The organism is Gemmobacter nectariphilus DSM 15620, from assembly GCF_000429765.1.
In the GTDB taxonomy this organism is placed as follows: Bacteria; Pseudomonadota; Alphaproteobacteria; order Rhodobacterales; family Rhodobacteraceae; genus Wagnerdoeblera; species Wagnerdoeblera nectariphila.
Window position 1 is genome coordinate 384,572 of sequence record NZ_AUCM01000004.1, and the last position, 14,098, is coordinate 398,669.

General features: G+C 64.3%; 16 protein-coding genes and 1 pseudogene. 4 read left to right on the forward strand and 13 right to left on the reverse strand.

What is annotated here, in order from left to right; genetic code table 11:
- Positions 1-9: 9 nt before the first annotated feature.
- The 8 genes from G481_RS0104915 to G481_RS0104950 all read right to left on the reverse strand — a co-directional run bounded on the left by G481_RS0104915 (position 10) and on the right by G481_RS0104950 (position 8,022).
- A complete protein-coding gene (locus G481_RS0104915; RefSeq protein ID WP_028029025.1) occupies positions 10-534 on the reverse strand; it encodes a tetratricopeptide repeat protein in 525 nt (174 codons plus the stop codon).
- 34 nt (positions 535-568) lie between these two features.
- Complete coding sequence (locus G481_RS0104920) at positions 569-1,555, reverse strand: type II secretion system F family protein (protein ID WP_028029026.1); 987 nt, start codon at positions 1,553-1,555, stop codon at positions 569-571.
- A 4-nt stretch (positions 1,556-1,559) separates the two neighbouring features.
- Positions 1,560-2,528: a type II secretion system F family protein gene (locus G481_RS0104925; RefSeq protein WP_028029027.1), complete on the reverse strand. Its 969-nt coding sequence runs from the start codon at positions 2,526-2,528 to the stop codon at positions 1,560-1,562.
- Positions 2,529-2,539: 11 nt separating this feature from the next.
- Entirely contained in the window at positions 2,540-3,988 is a 1,449-nt protein-coding gene (locus tag G481_RS0104930) for a TadA family conjugal transfer-associated ATPase (protein ID WP_028029028.1), read from the reverse strand.
- Between the two features lie 10 nt (positions 3,989-3,998).
- A complete protein-coding gene (locus G481_RS0104935) occupies positions 3,999-5,264 on the reverse strand; it encodes a CpaE/TadZ family protein (protein WP_028029029.1) in 1,266 nt (421 codons plus the stop codon).
- A 237-nt stretch (positions 5,265-5,501) separates the two neighbouring features.
- Positions 5,502-6,146, reverse strand: a complete 645-nt coding sequence (locus G481_RS0104940) for an OmpA family protein (RefSeq protein ID WP_051294305.1) — start codon at positions 6,144-6,146, stop codon at positions 5,502-5,504.
- A 5-nt stretch (positions 6,147-6,151) separates the two neighbouring features.
- Positions 6,152-7,582 (reverse strand): type II and III secretion system protein family protein, encoded by a 1,431-nt coding sequence (locus tag G481_RS0104945; RefSeq protein WP_028029031.1) that lies wholly within the window; start codon positions 7,580-7,582, stop codon positions 6,152-6,154.
- A 203-nt stretch (positions 7,583-7,785) separates the two neighbouring features.
- Entirely contained in the window at positions 7,786-8,022 is a 237-nt protein-coding gene (locus G481_RS0104950; RefSeq protein ID WP_028029032.1) for a ribbon-helix-helix domain-containing protein, read from the reverse strand.
- A 151-nt stretch (positions 8,023-8,173) separates the two neighbouring features.
- Here G481_RS0104950 and G481_RS0104955 point away from each other — a divergent pair, with 151 nt between their 5' ends.
- A complete protein-coding gene (locus G481_RS0104955) occupies positions 8,174-8,698 on the forward strand; it encodes a hypothetical protein (RefSeq protein ID WP_245594923.1) in 525 nt (174 codons plus the stop codon).
- On the opposite strand, the gene G481_RS0104960 is transcribed toward G481_RS0104955, so the two are convergent.
- The 4 genes from G481_RS0104960 to G481_RS0104975 form a co-directional block, all read right to left on the reverse strand.
- Entirely contained in the window at positions 8,695-8,874 is a 180-nt protein-coding gene (locus G481_RS0104960) for a DUF4169 family protein (protein WP_028029034.1), read from the reverse strand. The two genes, G481_RS0104955 and G481_RS0104960, sit on opposite strands and share 4 nt — an antisense overlap.
- Positions 8,875-8,938: 64 nt before the next feature.
- Positions 8,939-10,333, reverse strand: a complete 1,395-nt coding sequence (fumC, locus tag G481_RS0104965) for a class II fumarate hydratase (RefSeq protein ID WP_028029035.1) — start codon at positions 10,331-10,333, stop codon at positions 8,939-8,941.
- Positions 10,334-10,414: 81 nt separating this feature from the next.
- Complete coding sequence (locus G481_RS0104970) at positions 10,415-10,969, reverse strand: class I SAM-dependent methyltransferase (RefSeq protein WP_028029036.1); 555 nt, start codon at positions 10,967-10,969, stop codon at positions 10,415-10,417.
- Positions 10,970-10,973: 4 nt separating this feature from the next.
- The gene (locus G481_RS0104975) at positions 10,974-11,447 is read right to left on the reverse strand and encodes an SspB family protein (RefSeq protein ID WP_028029037.1); all 474 of its coding nucleotides are present in this window, start codon (positions 11,445-11,447) and stop codon (positions 10,974-10,976) included.
- A 290-nt stretch (positions 11,448-11,737) separates the two neighbouring features.
- Between G481_RS0104975 and G481_RS0104980 the strand changes: the two genes are divergently transcribed.
- Complete coding sequence (locus G481_RS0104980; RefSeq protein WP_028029038.1) at positions 11,738-12,073, forward strand: hypothetical protein; 336 nt, start codon at positions 11,738-11,740, stop codon at positions 12,071-12,073.
- Positions 12,074-12,695: 622 nt separating this feature from the next.
- Here G481_RS0104980 and G481_RS25370 read toward each other — a convergent pair.
- Positions 12,696-13,488, reverse strand: a pseudogene (locus G481_RS25370) (IS5 family transposase); the annotation flags it as partial.
- 10 nt (positions 13,489-13,498) lie between these two features.
- Between G481_RS25370 and G481_RS22885 the strand changes: the two are divergent.
- Positions 13,499-13,798: a hypothetical protein gene (locus G481_RS22885; RefSeq protein ID WP_028029041.1), complete on the forward strand. Its 300-nt coding sequence runs from the start codon at positions 13,499-13,501 to the stop codon at positions 13,796-13,798.
- Between the two features lie 15 nt (positions 13,799-13,813).
- The coding region (locus G481_RS0105000; protein ID WP_028029042.1) for a transposase at positions 13,814-14,098 on the forward strand (285 nt) is incomplete at its 3' end.

Sequence of the window (14,098 nt, forward strand, 5' to 3'; positions counted from 1 at the left end):
TCGACCCGTCTAGTGCGTAAGCAGCAGGTATTCGCCGCGTCCCCGCCGCACCAGCGAGAAGTTTGCCTCATTCTTGACATCATAGACGCGATTTTCGGTGCGCGCGATAGCCAGTCGCAGGTTTTCGCGGATGGAGTCAGAATTGCCACTGTCCAGGGCATAGGCGCGCTGGAAGACGCGCTTGGCTTCGCCCGTCTCGCCCTTTTCCATCAGCACGACGCCCAGGTTGTTCAGCGCGGGGACGAAATCGGGGTCCATCTCCAGCGCGCGGCGCAGCATCTGTTCGGCCTGGCCAAGGCGGCCAAGTTTCAGGTTGGTCGAGCCGATGGCCGAGAGCACATCGGCATTGATGCCCTGTTCCCCCGCGGCGCGGTAATAGGCCTTGAGCGCCAGTTCGTATTCGCCCGCCTCTGCCAGGCGATGACCGACGGTCAGCCCATCGACGGACTGCCCATGCCGGTCGGTGCCGGGGACCACACCCGCAGGTGCATGAAGGCCGCCTGTCGTGCCACAGGCGGCCAGAAAGATCGTCATCGCGGCTGCAACGGGCCGCCAGAATACTGACACGCTAGAACGCGCCTCCTCCACCCAGGGTCGTGGCGATGCCGTAGATCGAAGGGCCGATCAGAACGATCAGCAAGGGCGGCACCGTGAACAGCATTGTGCCCAGAGTGAGTTTGGTCGGCAAGACGTTCGCCTTTTCCTCGGCCCGCATCACGCGCTTGTCGCGCATTTCCGAGGCATAGACCCGCAGCGCCTCGGCGATCGAGGTGCCGAAGGTGGCCGATTGCACCATGGTGGTCACGAACGAGGCAATATCCGGCACGCCGGAGCGTTCGCCAAAGTCCTTCAGCACCTGCGCGCGTTCCTTGCCGGCCTTGATCTCTTGGGCGACAAGTTCGTATTCCTCGCCAAGCGCGGGATAGCCCAGCTTGATTTCCTTGGAGACGCGGATGATCGCCTGATCCAGCGATTGCCCGGCCTCGACGCAGACGAGCATCATGTCGAGACTGTCGGGAAAGCCGTTGATCATTTCCTCGCGCCGGCTTTGAACGCGGCGTTCCACCCAGTATTTCGGCAGGAAATAGCCCGCGATCCCCGGCAGCAGGGTGGTCAGCATCAGGTTGGTCGTGGTTGGCTTGGTGTCGCCATTCGCCAGCATTGTGTAGAGCACGCCCAGCAGCAACAGGCCGATCCCCAGCACGAATTGCGCCGCATGGAAGGTGCGCACCGCCGTCTTCTGCCGATAGCCGGCCCGCATCAGTTTCAGACGGGCGGCGCCCAGTTCCTCGGCCTTTTGCGGCTCGAGAAAATGGGCAAACTTTTCCAGCTTTTCCGCATAGTCGGCCGTGCGCAGTGCCTTTTGCGTATCGTTGCGGGCATTGCCGCGCGCAACGGACTCGCGCAGCTTGTCCAGCGGATCGGCCTTGCGGTTCAGAAACGATGGCAGCGCGATCAGGATCAGCGCAAAGCCCAGCACGCCGATGACCATCAGCGGGCCCGTGGGGCCAAGCGTCTCGACGATCATCTGGTTGATCTGATTGATGAAATCCATTGGCTCAGACCTTGATGTTGACCATGATCTTCATGTAGATCACGTTGATCGTCAGAAAGGCGCCCACGACCAGCGCAGTGGGGATGAAATAGGCGGTCTCCTTGACCTCGTCATAGTAGTCCGGTTTCAGCACCTGGATCATGATCATGGCGCCGATCGGAAAGCCCGACAGGAACATGCCTGACCATTTCGCCTCGGCGGTGATCGCCTTGACCCGGCGAAACAGCTTGAAGCGCGAGCGGATCACCTTGGCCAGACCGTCCAGCACCTCGGCGAGGTTGCCGCCCGATTGCTGCTGGATCGCGACGGCCACGGCCAGGAAGCGCAGATCCTGAAGATCCATCCGTTCGGCCAGCGCCTTGAGGCTTTCCGACACGTCGCGGCCATAGGCGGCCTCGTCGGCGATCACGCCGAATTCGGTGCCCAGCGGGTCGGGAATTTCCTTGGCGACGATGCTGATCGCAGACGAGAACGGATGCCCCACGCGCAGCGAGCGCACCATCAGTTCGACCGCATCGGGCAGTTGTTCTTCCAGCAGGGCAAGTCGCTTTTTCGCCTTGCCGTTGACCCAGACATAGACGCTGCCAAAGCCCATCACCACCGCGACCAGGGCGCGGACGGGGGTTTCGGCCTCGGTCCCGACGGTCAGGCCGACATAGGCGACCCCGGACATGGCGAACATGATGGCGACCAGGGCCTTGGGCGAAAAGGCGATGTTGGCCTTTTGCGCCTTTTCCGCCAGCAGCGAATAGAGCGGAATGGTCCGCGCCTTCATGTGCTGGCTCATCTCCTTGCGGAGTTGTTCCAGCACCTGTTCGCGGTTGCCGCCCTTTTCCATCAGCGCGAGGCGGCGGTTGACCTTGCGGTCAAGGCTGATCGACTTGCCAAAGACCGTCAGATACAGCCCTTCGACCAGCAGGAACACACCCAGGGCAACAAGCCCGTAAATCAGCGGTGCAGCCGAGAATTCCATGGATGCGGTCCTTATGGCAGCGGTTCGTAGATCGAGGCGGGCAGGTCATAGCCCCATTGCTTGAAGCGGTCGGAATAGGCCGATCGCACGCCGGTCGCGTTGAAGCGGCCGATGATCTTGCCATCGGGCGCAATGCCAAGGCGCTCGTAGCGGAAGATTTCCTGCATCGAGATCACCTCGCCCTCCATCCCGGTGATCTCGGTGATCGAGGTCATGCGCCGGCTGCCATCTTGCAGGCGGCTGGCCTGGACGATCAGGTTGACGGCGCTGGCGATCTGGGCGCGCACGGCCTTGAGCGGCATCTCGATCCCGGCCATGGCGACCATGTTTTCCAGACGGCTGATGCCGTCGCGGGCATTGTTGGCGTGGATCGTGGTCATGGACCCGTCATGGCCGGTGTTCATGGCCTGCAACATGTCGATGACCTCTTCGCCGCGGGTTTCGCCCACGATGATCCGGTCGGGACGCATCCGCAGCGCGTTGCGCAGACAGTCGCGCTGGGTGACGGCGCCCTTGCCCTCGACGTTGGCGGGGCGGCTTTCCATGCGGCCGACATGGGTCTGTTGCAGCTGAAGTTCTGCCGTATCCTCGATGGTCAGGATCCGCTCGCTATCGTCGATGAAGCTGGACAGCGCGTTGAGCGTGGTGGTCTTGCCCGACCCCGTCCCGCCCGAGACGATGATGTTTAGCCGGGTGGCCACGGCGGCCTGAAGATAGGCGGCCATTTCTTCGGTAAAGGCACCGAAGCGGACCAGATCCTCGATCTTGAGCTTGTCCTTCTTGAACTTGCGGATCGAGACGAGCGAGCCATCCACCGCAACCGGCGGCACCATGGCGTTGAAACGGCTGCCATCTTGCAGACGGGCGTCGACATAGGGGTTCGATTCGTCGACCCGGCGGCCCACGGCGGACACGATCTTGTCGATGATCCGCAGCAGGTGCTTTTCATCCTTGAAGGTGATGTCCGACAGCGTCAGCTTGCCGGCCCGTTCGATGAAAATCTGATGCGGGCCGTTGATCAGGATGTCGTTGACCGTATCGTCCTTCAGCAAGGGCTCGATCGGGCCAAGGCCCATCACCTCGTCATAGAGTTCCTGATATAGCTGGCTGCGGTCTTCCTTGTTCAGGACGACCGACAGCTCGGCCAGCGCCTCGTTCGAGATGTCGGCGATTTCCGAGCGCAGATCGGCTTCGGCGGCATGTTCCAGCGCGGAAAGGTTCAGGTTTTCCAGCAGGCGCTTGTGCAGTTCTACCTTCAGCTCGCCCAGACGGTCCTTGCGCTTCTTTTCCTTGTCGGCCGCGACGGCCTGGGCCGAACTTGCCGCCGGCTGCTGCGCGGGTTTCAGCGTTGCCAGCGGCGAGCGGGCAGGGGCCGCCGTGGGCGGCGCGACCGCGGCCTCGGCGCTGACGGCGGTGCGGGCAGGTTCGGCTGCGCTGGATTTGCGGTAGCGGGCAAACATGGGGGCGTCCTTACTTGCGTGCTGTCTCGACGGCCTTGTTCAGGTCGCTGATCTGCTTGGCGAGTTTCTGAATTTCCTTGCGCAGCGGGTTCTTGGCGGAATTCTCTGCCAGCGGCAGGCCATGGTCGTTCGACTGCGTCACCGGCTTGCCGCCATCGGGCAACATCACCTCGATCTCGATCGAGAGGCTTTCGGCCAGCCGCTTGACGCGGCTTTTCCCCGACAGGTCGGTAAAGCCCGGGGCCCGGTTCAGCGCGAAGCGCAGCTTTTCATGCGGCAGGTTCTCGGCCTTGAGCGCCCGCACCAGCCGCAGCGCATTCTGGGCGCTGCGCATGTCCAGCTCGATCAGCGCGAAATAGACATGGGCGGCGTTCAGCACCGTTTCGGTCCATTGCACGATGGCCTTGGGCATGTCGACGATGACAAAGTCGAAGTTCGCCCGCGCCATCGCCAGGATCCGCCCGACATCGTCCGAGGTGATGAAATCCAGCGGCAGCATGTCGGCCGGCGAGGTGAACACATGCAGCTTGTCGTTGAAGGTCAGCATCGACTGGACAAAGGTGTCGCTGTCGATCGACGGGGTGTCCGACAGGATTTCGAACACCTGATCGCGGCGCGGCAGGTCAAGGTAGGTCGCGACCGAGCCGAATTGCAGATCAAGGTCGATGATGCACACGCACGGCGCATTCGTCTTGGACGAATTTGCCAGCTCCCACGCCAGGTTCACCGCGAAGGAGGTTGCACCCACGCCGCCCGCGAGGCCATGGACGGGCAGGATCACGCCATCGCGGTCGCCCTTGGCGGCAAAGGTCGGGTGGGGTTGCGCGGTCTCGGGCACCACGGCGCTTGCGGTCGCGGGCGGCGGGGCAGGGCGGCGCAGCCGCTCGATCGAATCGTGCAGCGCGCCTTCGGGCAGCGGATAGGGCACGAAATCCTCGGCCCCCAGTCGCAGCAGCTGGTGCAGCCCGGCAGGGCTCATCTGGTCGGCGATCAGGATGACGCGGATGCCCTTGTCGCGTGCGGCCGTCACGACCGCAGAGATCTGCGCAAGGTTGGGCTCGTCTTCATCGTCGACGGCGACCGCGATGAATTCCAGCGCCGCCGCGTCAGGTTGGTCGAAGAACACCATGGCATCGGCAAAGGACAGATCGCCCCAGCTTTCGCCCAGTTCGGTTTCCATGTCCTCGATCAGCAGGTCAAAGTTCTGCACATCCCGCGACACGGTGCAGGCGACCACGGGGGCTGGTTCAGGATGCAGTTGGGCCACGCTTGCCATTTCGCCAATCCTCGGTTTCCGGGGTTCGAAACGGGTATCAGGGCAGCATCTGCCAGCCTTTGCCCGAAACGTCCCCGCGCGACTCGGGGGTCGCGCGCTGCTCTTCTTGACCGCAAGGTCGGGGGCAATGGTGGCGAGAATTGGGCTAAAAAGTCGTCATTGTTCGGTATTTTGCGTATAAAAGGGCGCGGAACCTGCTGGTTCCGCGCCCTTTCAACTCATCGATCCCGGGATCGGTCAGTTTTGCGTTTCGCCGACCTGAGTCGCCACAGGCTTGTTCTGCGGATGCGGGCGATCCGCCTCCTTGACGTATTCGCGGAACACCACTTCGGCATATTTGCCGTTCATCACCGTGGGGTGGCGTTTGACGAAGCCGCTGACCTCGGTCACGGTGCGCCGGTTGCGGCGCTCTTCGTTGGTGGTCTGGATCAGGGGGCGCGTCTCGCCAAAGCTGACCAGCGCCTCGAGCCGCGATCGGCTGATGCCCTGTGTTCCCAGGAAGGCAACAACCGCCTGGGCCCGCCGCAGGCCAAGTGCCTTGTTGTAGCCATCTGACCCCACAAGATCGGTATGGCCGAAGACGCGGAAGCGCACTTCGGGGAACTGGCGGATCCAGTGGGCCTGACGGCGCAGGATCGCCTGTGCCTCGCCATCCAGCACGGCCGAATTGAAGGCGAAGTTCACCGTATCCGGCACCTCGCGGGCAAAGCGCCCGCCCAGTTCCATGACGTAATCCTTTTCGCCGGACTGGATCAGCGTGTTGTTCATCGTCGCATCGCCAAAGCCGGTCGTGCTCAGCTCGGCGCCGCTTTCGTGATCGCCGCAGGCGGCAAGTGCCAGAAGGGCGACACCGGCCAGGGACGCGCGCAGGGGAAACGCCATGACCGTCACTCCATCACATAGCCATAGGGGGCGGTGAAATCCTGCCGGGCGACTTCGCCGGCCGCACCCTTGGGCGCCTTGCGATCGCTGCCCGCCACCTTGCCGAACAGGAAGAATTCCTTCTCGGAGGGCAGGCGCACGCGGTCGGTCGGCAGGGCCAGCGCCTCGCCCCGGGTCGGGGTCACCAGATGCGGGGTGACGATGATCACCAGTTCCGACTGCTCGCGGTTGTAATCGGCCGACCGGAACAGCGCGCCCAGGATCGGGATATCCCCCAGCCACGGCACCTGACCCTTGAGGTTGCGGAAATCGTCCTGCAAGAGGCCCGCGATGGCAAAGCTTTCGCCATCGCGCATCTCGACCGTGGTCGAGGTCTCGCGCCGCTTGAACCCGTTGATCGAGATCCCCGAGGCCTGAACCGCAACCGAGCTGTCGATGGCCGAAACGGCCGCGTTGATCGTCAGGTTGATCGCATCGCCATCCACGACACGGGGGGTAAAGTTCAACTCGACCCCGAAGGGCTTGTAGACGACGCTGACGCCGCCATCATTGTCGCGCACCGGGATCGGATACTCGCCGCCGGCCAGGAACTTGGCTTCCTGCCCCGACAGGGCGGTCAGGTTCGGCTCGGCCAGGGTGCGCACGACGCCCTTGGATTCCAGGGCCTCGAGCAGAACGGCGAACTGCATCGACCCGGCCGAGAAGCCAAGGCCAAGCGCGCCCGCGCTGGCCGAATTGATCGGAAAGGTGCCGTCCTTGAACACGGTGCCAACCGCGCCGCTGCCGGTGAAATTGCCGGTTCCGCTGACAACGCCGGTGCGCCCGCCATTGATGCTGCCGCTGGCCGCGATCGAGGATGAGAGCGATTTCGACACCGAGCGCTGCATTTCGGCAAAGCGCACCTTCAGCATGACCTGCTGGGTGCCACCCACGCTCATCAGATTGGACACGCGGCCAGGGGCATAGCGTTCGGCCAGATCAAGCGCGCGGTCCAGGCGGGCGATGGACGACACGGTTCCCGACAGGACGATCCCGTCATTGGCGGTGCGCACCTCGATCTTTTCCGAAGGCAGGATCTGGCGCAGGCGTTCCTTGAATTCGGCAATGTCGGGCGTCACCTGAACCTCGACGTTCGAGATCAGCCGCCCGTCGGCCGACAGCAGCGTCAGCGTGGTGCGGCCCGGCGTCTTGCCCAGGACATAGATCGAGCGGTCGGACAGCGTCGAGATATCGGCGATGCCGGGGTTTGCGATGGAAAGTTCGGCAAAGGGCGTGTCGCTTTCGACCACGACGGCCCGGTTCATCGGCACCTGAAGCGCCGACGCTGCCTCTCCGCGCATGACGCGAATGCTTTCTGCGGCGGCGGTCTGCGGCACCGCGCACACGGCCAACCCAATGCCAAACAAGCCGGCCTGGCCGATCTTTCTGATGTCCATGTGACCCGCCTCTCCGATCACTACTGCCCGCCGGCTCTGCGTCCGGTTCATGGGATATTTTTGCCCACTTTCGCCACACTGTGCCCGATGCGACGAATCATTGCAAGATTCAAGCTGTTGTCCGGCACCGACAGGCGAACAGCTTGCGGTTGACGCCGTGGTGGGCGCAACATTTTGGGTGCGCCTTGGCCGGCTTCACCAGATCAGGACGGTGTTGAGGCGCCTCTGTTGCGGAAATGCCGCAACACATGCAGCCGGATCGCGGTCGCAAGCCCGGTGGCCGGGTCGCGGGCGGTGTCGATCTCGGCTGCAAGTGCCGCAAGCGGGCGCTGCTCGGCGGCGGCGATCTCTTGCAGGGCGTGCCAGAAATCATCCTCCAGCGAGACGCTGGTTCGGTGACCATGCAGCGTGAGCGATCGTTTGACGGGGCGTTGCGACATGCGCAAAGCATAGCCACGGACAGCGTCGGCGCAAGCCGGGTCCCAGGGCGGGGGGCCTTGCGGCGCCCGGTCCGGTCGATCATGCTTGGCCCCAGGCTTGCAGGTGACGAGGTGTTTCATGGCCGGGATCGGACATAATGGCGGACCCGAAATGGCGGGAGTTGCCTGGCGCAAGCATTGCTGGTCTGCCGCCCGCGCCCGGCTGCTGCCGGTCCTGCCGATCGAGGTGGTGCGGATGCGCGTCAAACGCGCGGCCGAGCTGGGCCTCGACTACAAGACCTATGCCGGGGTTCGTGCGGCAACCGGGCACGATGTGGTGGCCTTTCTGTTTTCGTCCAACGCCTTGCGGGTCGATGCCGCAGCGCGCATCCCCCAGGCGGAGGCCGCGCGGCTGTCTGCCCTGACCCGTGCCGGGCGCATCGCCCTTGCGCAGACGGTGACCCCCGAACGGTTGGCGGCGGTCAATGCCGATGTGCTGGACAGCGCCCATGCCGCGCCGCACCCCTTTGCCACCTTTGGTCAGGCGGCGGCCGGCCTGCGGGCGGCCCTTGGCAAGCTGCCGGGCGATCAGGTGGTGCTGATCGCCTCGGATGCGCCGTGGGAGCGGGACTGGCTGATGGCGGGCAAGCTGGCAGCCGTGCTGCCGGCGGACCGCTATTTCGCGCGGGCGGTCTAGTCCGTCTCGCGCTTGTGCGCGTCAAGATCGCGTTCGGCCTTGTCCGACCGCGCACGCGCGAGATCCTTTTCGGCCTTGCTGCGGCCGAATTTGGCAGCGTTCGCATCACCTTGCGCGCGGGCGGCCTTGCGGGCCGCCTGCTTTTTCGCCGTGCGCAGGTTGACGATTTCAGCCATCTGCCTGGTCCTGCGGGTTTGTGGATCCCTCAGAAGCCCCGGGGGGCATCTGAGGGGTCCTGCCTCAGCCCTTGGGGCCGATCATGTCCTCGGGCCGCACGATGCGGTCAAAGGTCTCGCCATCGACAAAGCCAAGCGCGATGGCTTCTTCGCGCAAGGTGGTGCCGTTCTTGTGCGCGGTCTTGGCAACCTTGGTGGCATTGTCATAGCCGATGGTCGGCGCCAGTGCCGTCACCAGCATCAGCGATTCCTTCATCAGCTTGTCGATCCGGGCGACATTCGCCTGCGTGCCCACGACCATGTTGTCGGTGAACGAGCTGGCCGCGTCGCCCAGCAGCTGCATGGATTGCAGCACGTTATAGGACATCATCGGGTTGTAGACGTTCAGCTCGAAATGGCCCTGGCTGCCGGCAAAGCCGACGGCGGCGTCATTGCCCATGACATGCGCGCAAACCATGGTCAGCGCCTCGGCCTGGGTCGGGTTGACCTTGCCCGGCATGATGGACGATCCCGGCTCGTTTTCCGGCAAGATCAGCTCGCCCAGACCCGACCGGGGGCCGGACCCCAGCAGGCGCAGATCGTTCGCGATCTTGAACAGCGATGCCGCCACCGTCTTGAGCGCGCCCGAGAACATGACCATCGCGTCATGGGCGGCCAGCGCCTCGAACTTGTTCGGCGCGGTGACAAACGGCAGGCCGGTGATTTCGGCGATCTGCGCGGCGACGCGGGTGTCCCAGCCCACACGGGTGTTCAGCCCGGTGCCCACGGCGGTGCCGCCCTGCGCCAGTTCATAGATATGCGGCAGGCACATCTTGACCCGCTCGATCCCGCGCTCGACCTGCTTGGCATAGCCGCCGAATTCCTGGCCCAGCGTCAGCGGCGTCGCATCCTGGGTATGGGTGCGGCCGATCTTGATGATGTCCTTGAATTCCTCGGACTTCGCGACCAGCGCCTTGTGCAGCTTTTCCAGCCCCGGCAGCAGCACATCGCGCGCCAGCATGGCGATGGCGACATGCATCGCCGTCGGGAAGGTGTCGTTCGACGACTGGCCCATGTTGCAGTGATCGTTCGGATGGACCGGCTTCTTGCTGCCCATCACGCCGCCCAGCATTTCGATCGCGCGGTTCGAGATCACCTCGTTCGCGTTCATGTTCGACTGGGTGCCCGATCCGGTCTGCCACACGACCAGCGGGAAGTTGTCGTCGAACTTGCCGTCGATCACTTCCTGCGCGGCTGCGGCGATCGTATCGGCCAGCTCCGCCGGCATGTCGCCCTGGGCCTTGTTGACCAGCGCGCAGGCCTTCTTGATCACGCCAAGCGCGCGGATGATCGGGACCGGCTGACGTTCCCAGCCGATGGGGAAGTTCATGATCGAGCGTTGGGTCTGTGCGCCCCAGTATTTGTCGGCGGGCACTTCCAGCGGGCCGAAGCTGTCAGTCTCGGTGCGGGTGGCGGTCATCGGAGCCTCCTGAATGCTGCGCTGCCTTCCTTAGTGCGGGGCAGGCGCGGAATCAATCGGTATGCCGCCGCATACCGCCGGTCAGGCGCGGCGGAAATGCAAAACGCGCGCAGGCGGCAGATTGCCCCAGACCTTGCGGCTATGGCCGACCTCCAGCCCCAGCCGCACCATCTGGCCCGGGGTCAGCGGCGATTTCGGCCCATAGGTGAACTGCACATAGACCCCGCCCGGCGCCAGCACCTGAAACGCGGCCCCCACGATGTCCTCGCGCAAGGGATGCGGCATCGACAAGAGCGGCAGGCCCGAGATCACCCGCGCGGCCGTGGCCCCCATGTGATCGGGCGCTGTCTGAGCCGGGCCATGCACCACGGTCACGCCCGGAAAGCGGTGGCGCAGATGGCGGACGAATTCCTCGTTCATCTCGAACAGTGTCAGCTTTGCCGGGGGAACGCCCGCGGCCAGGATCGCCTCGGTCAGGCGGCCGGTGCCGGGGCCGAATTCCACCACCGGGCCCGAGCCCGGGCCAAGCCCCTCTGCCATGGCCCGCGCCAGCGCTGGCGACGAGGGGGCAACGGCCGAGACCATGCGCGGGTTGCGCAACGCCTCTTTCAGAAACAGCTTGGTGTCCTGGAACATCGGCTCAGGGCTTGCGGAAGCGATCAAGCCGCACGACTTCCGCCTCGCGCGGGGCAGGGGGCGGATCGTCGTCGCCGCCATCGTCGTCGCCATCCTCGTCGTCGGTCTCGTCTTCGTCCTCATCCTCGTGCGATTCGAAGCGCAGCCCGAATTCGACCGACGGATCGACAAAGGTGCGCAGCGCATCGAAGGGGATTCGCAGCGGCTCGGGCTGGTTGCCAAAGTTGAGCGTGACGGTGAAGCCGTCGTCATCGACCATCAGGTTGTCGAACCAGTGCTGGAGAACGATGGTCATTTCCGAAGGATAGCGCGCGCGCAGCCAGTCCGCGATCTGCACATCGGGGTGCGTGGTATCGAAGGTGATGAAGAAATGATGCGCGCCGGGCAGTCCGTGCTCGCCCACCTCGGTCAACACCTGCCGGATCAGGCCCCGCATCGCCTGATGCATCAGGTTGCCGTAATCGATGCCCCGCGCCATGCCGCCCCCTTGTCGAGTTGGGGCCAGCATAGGGGATTTGACCTGCGATGGAAGAGGGCCGGCGCATTTTTCGCCCGCGCAGCATTCTCACGTCGAAGATGCCTTGCCGCATCATCTTGCCCCAAATACCCATCCCCGGCGCCCAGCCCGCGCCCCCTCCGGGGCGCCCGAACGGTTTTGCCAACCCCTGCAAGCTTTTGGCCCGGATCGCACAGGCAAGGGCCAAAGGGCCCCGCCTCGGATCGACGCCGCCTGGCCCTTGCGGATGGCCGTGTCGGCCGAAAGGGCGCGTGCCGCAGCTGGAATTCACCGGCACCGAGAAGGAATCCGCCGTCGAGGATTTCGGCTTCGACGTGCCGATCCCGAATTCCGACATCGAGGCGGCCGCCAATGCCCGTGCGCGCGGCCTGGGCGCGATCGACCCCGAGGCCCATGCGGCCGAAATGGTGGCCGACACGCTGATGAACATCCGTGAGGCCCGGGTTGCGGCTCTGGTCCACAATCTCAACACCTATGCCGCTGACAAGCGGGTGACGCTGTCGGGCACGTCGCAGTTCTCGGACTACCCCAACTCGGAGTCGCTCGATTGTGCGTTGTCAGGTGCGACCACCATGTTGTCGGACTGACGCATGGGACGTGTCGTGCCGTCCTTTTCCGTCCATACGCCCGACAGCAGTTCATGAGCTGCAGAATGGATGGACGCGACCCCCTCCGGCGCGATCTGGGCATTGCCCTCATGCGGGACCGACACCCAAAACGCGCCCGCCGGGGGAAAAGCAGTCCCGGCCACTGCCTGGCATGAGGTATCTGGGTGGCCGGTCAGCCGTCCCTTATAGACCTGGTCAGGAATGAAGCGGCAGACATCCGGATGCATCCGTCGCGACATGGGCAGGAAGATGCCGCGGTCAGGCGGGACCGTCGCATGATCGCCAAGCATCCAGTCACGGCAGGAAAGATTTGCGGGATAGGCATACGCCCCCTGGATCGTGGCTCTGCTGGTCAGGCCCGTCGATATCGGAGTCGACGGCCTGAACTTGCGGCTATGCATCGACGGTCTCGCTGGCCTTTCCCGCGAGATGCCGGACCGCGACATCGGAGAATCCGCAAGACACACGGCGCGCCGATACGGGTGCTGATGCTGTCAGCGCCCGGCATCACCAGCTATCTGGGCGATCCGGGATTTGACCTCGAGATGGCTCTGTTGCACAAATCGGCTGTTGACCAGACGTCCCCTTTCCGCGGACATACCTATCCTGCGACCTCTGTGATGGGTGTACCGAGGGCTGTGAAGCCGTTGAGCACGGCGACACGCACCTGGAACTCAGCGACCTGACGGTCGAAGTCACGGGCGGGCAGGCGCTGACCGAGCAGTTTGGCGCAGTGCATCTTGGTCTCTGCACGGCTTCTGAGGTGATAGCCGCTCGATCGTCGCCAGATGGTTCGACCGACGCGCTTCGATGTGCGCAGGATCTCGTTGCGTTCGATGGCCCCGAGAGTGTCGGGTTTCCACGGTTTGGCATTCTTGCGGGGTGGGATGATCGCGACGCACCTCGGGCGGCGATGACGTCGTGGCACTTGCGCGTGTCGAAGGCGCCATCTGCGGTGACGGTGGCGATCTCCTGCTCAAGCGGGATCTGGTCCAGCAACTCGGGCAGCATGGGTGCATCGCCGATGTCACTGGTGGTGAACTCGGCGGCCCGGATTTCCAGTGTTTTCGCGTCGATCCAGATGTGGAACTTGCGCCAGACCCTGCGTTTGGTGCCACCATGCTTGCGGGGCTCCATTCCCCTTCGCCCTCGACCTTGATCCCGGTGCTCTCCACCAGCAGGTGCAGCGGGCCGTCCGAGCAGCGAAAGGGAATGTTCACGTTCAGGCTCTTCTGGCGCCGCGACGGCGTGCTGAAGTCGGGCACCGCCCAGTCCAGGCCGATCAGGCGCAGCAGGCTCTCGACGAAGCCCGTCGTCTGCCTGAGCGCCATTCCAAACAGACCCTTCATCGTCAGGCAGGTCTGGATCGAGGCATCGCTGTAGTCGTGCTGTTGTCAACCACGCTTGACCTTTGCCCTGACCATCCGCAGCGCCGAAGACATGGGGGCCGAAGCCCTTGTCGCTGCCAAAGCCACCGCCCGCGCCCGCCTCGCCGCCGCAATCACCGCCGCGCGCTCGGCCGTCATCACCGTGCTGCCCGGGCAGGACATGATCTACCAGGCCAAGGAAGCCGAGGCCCGTGCCTGGATCGCCGATCCGGCTCCCGATCTTGCCAACTACCCGCTCCTCTCGGCCGAGATCGGCCTGACCGCCCCTGACGCCCATTTGAACCGCACCGGGTTTGCCGGAGGCTCCAACTCCTGAGTAGGATGGAGCATCATGAGCAAGACGACGAACAAGTTTTCCCCCGAAGTGCGTGAACGCGCGGTGCGGCTGGTCTTCGACAACGAGGGGCAGCATGGGTCGCGGTGGCAGGCGATCGTGCCGATTGCGGCGAAGATCGGTTGTTCTGCCCATACGCTGAACGAGTGGGTGAAGAAGGCCGAGGTCGACAGCGGGAAGCGCGCGGGCATTCCGACCGAGATGGCCGAGCGCATGAAGGCTTTGGAACGCGAGAACCGCGAGCTGCGCCAGGCGAACGAGATCCTTCGCAAGGCGTCAGCG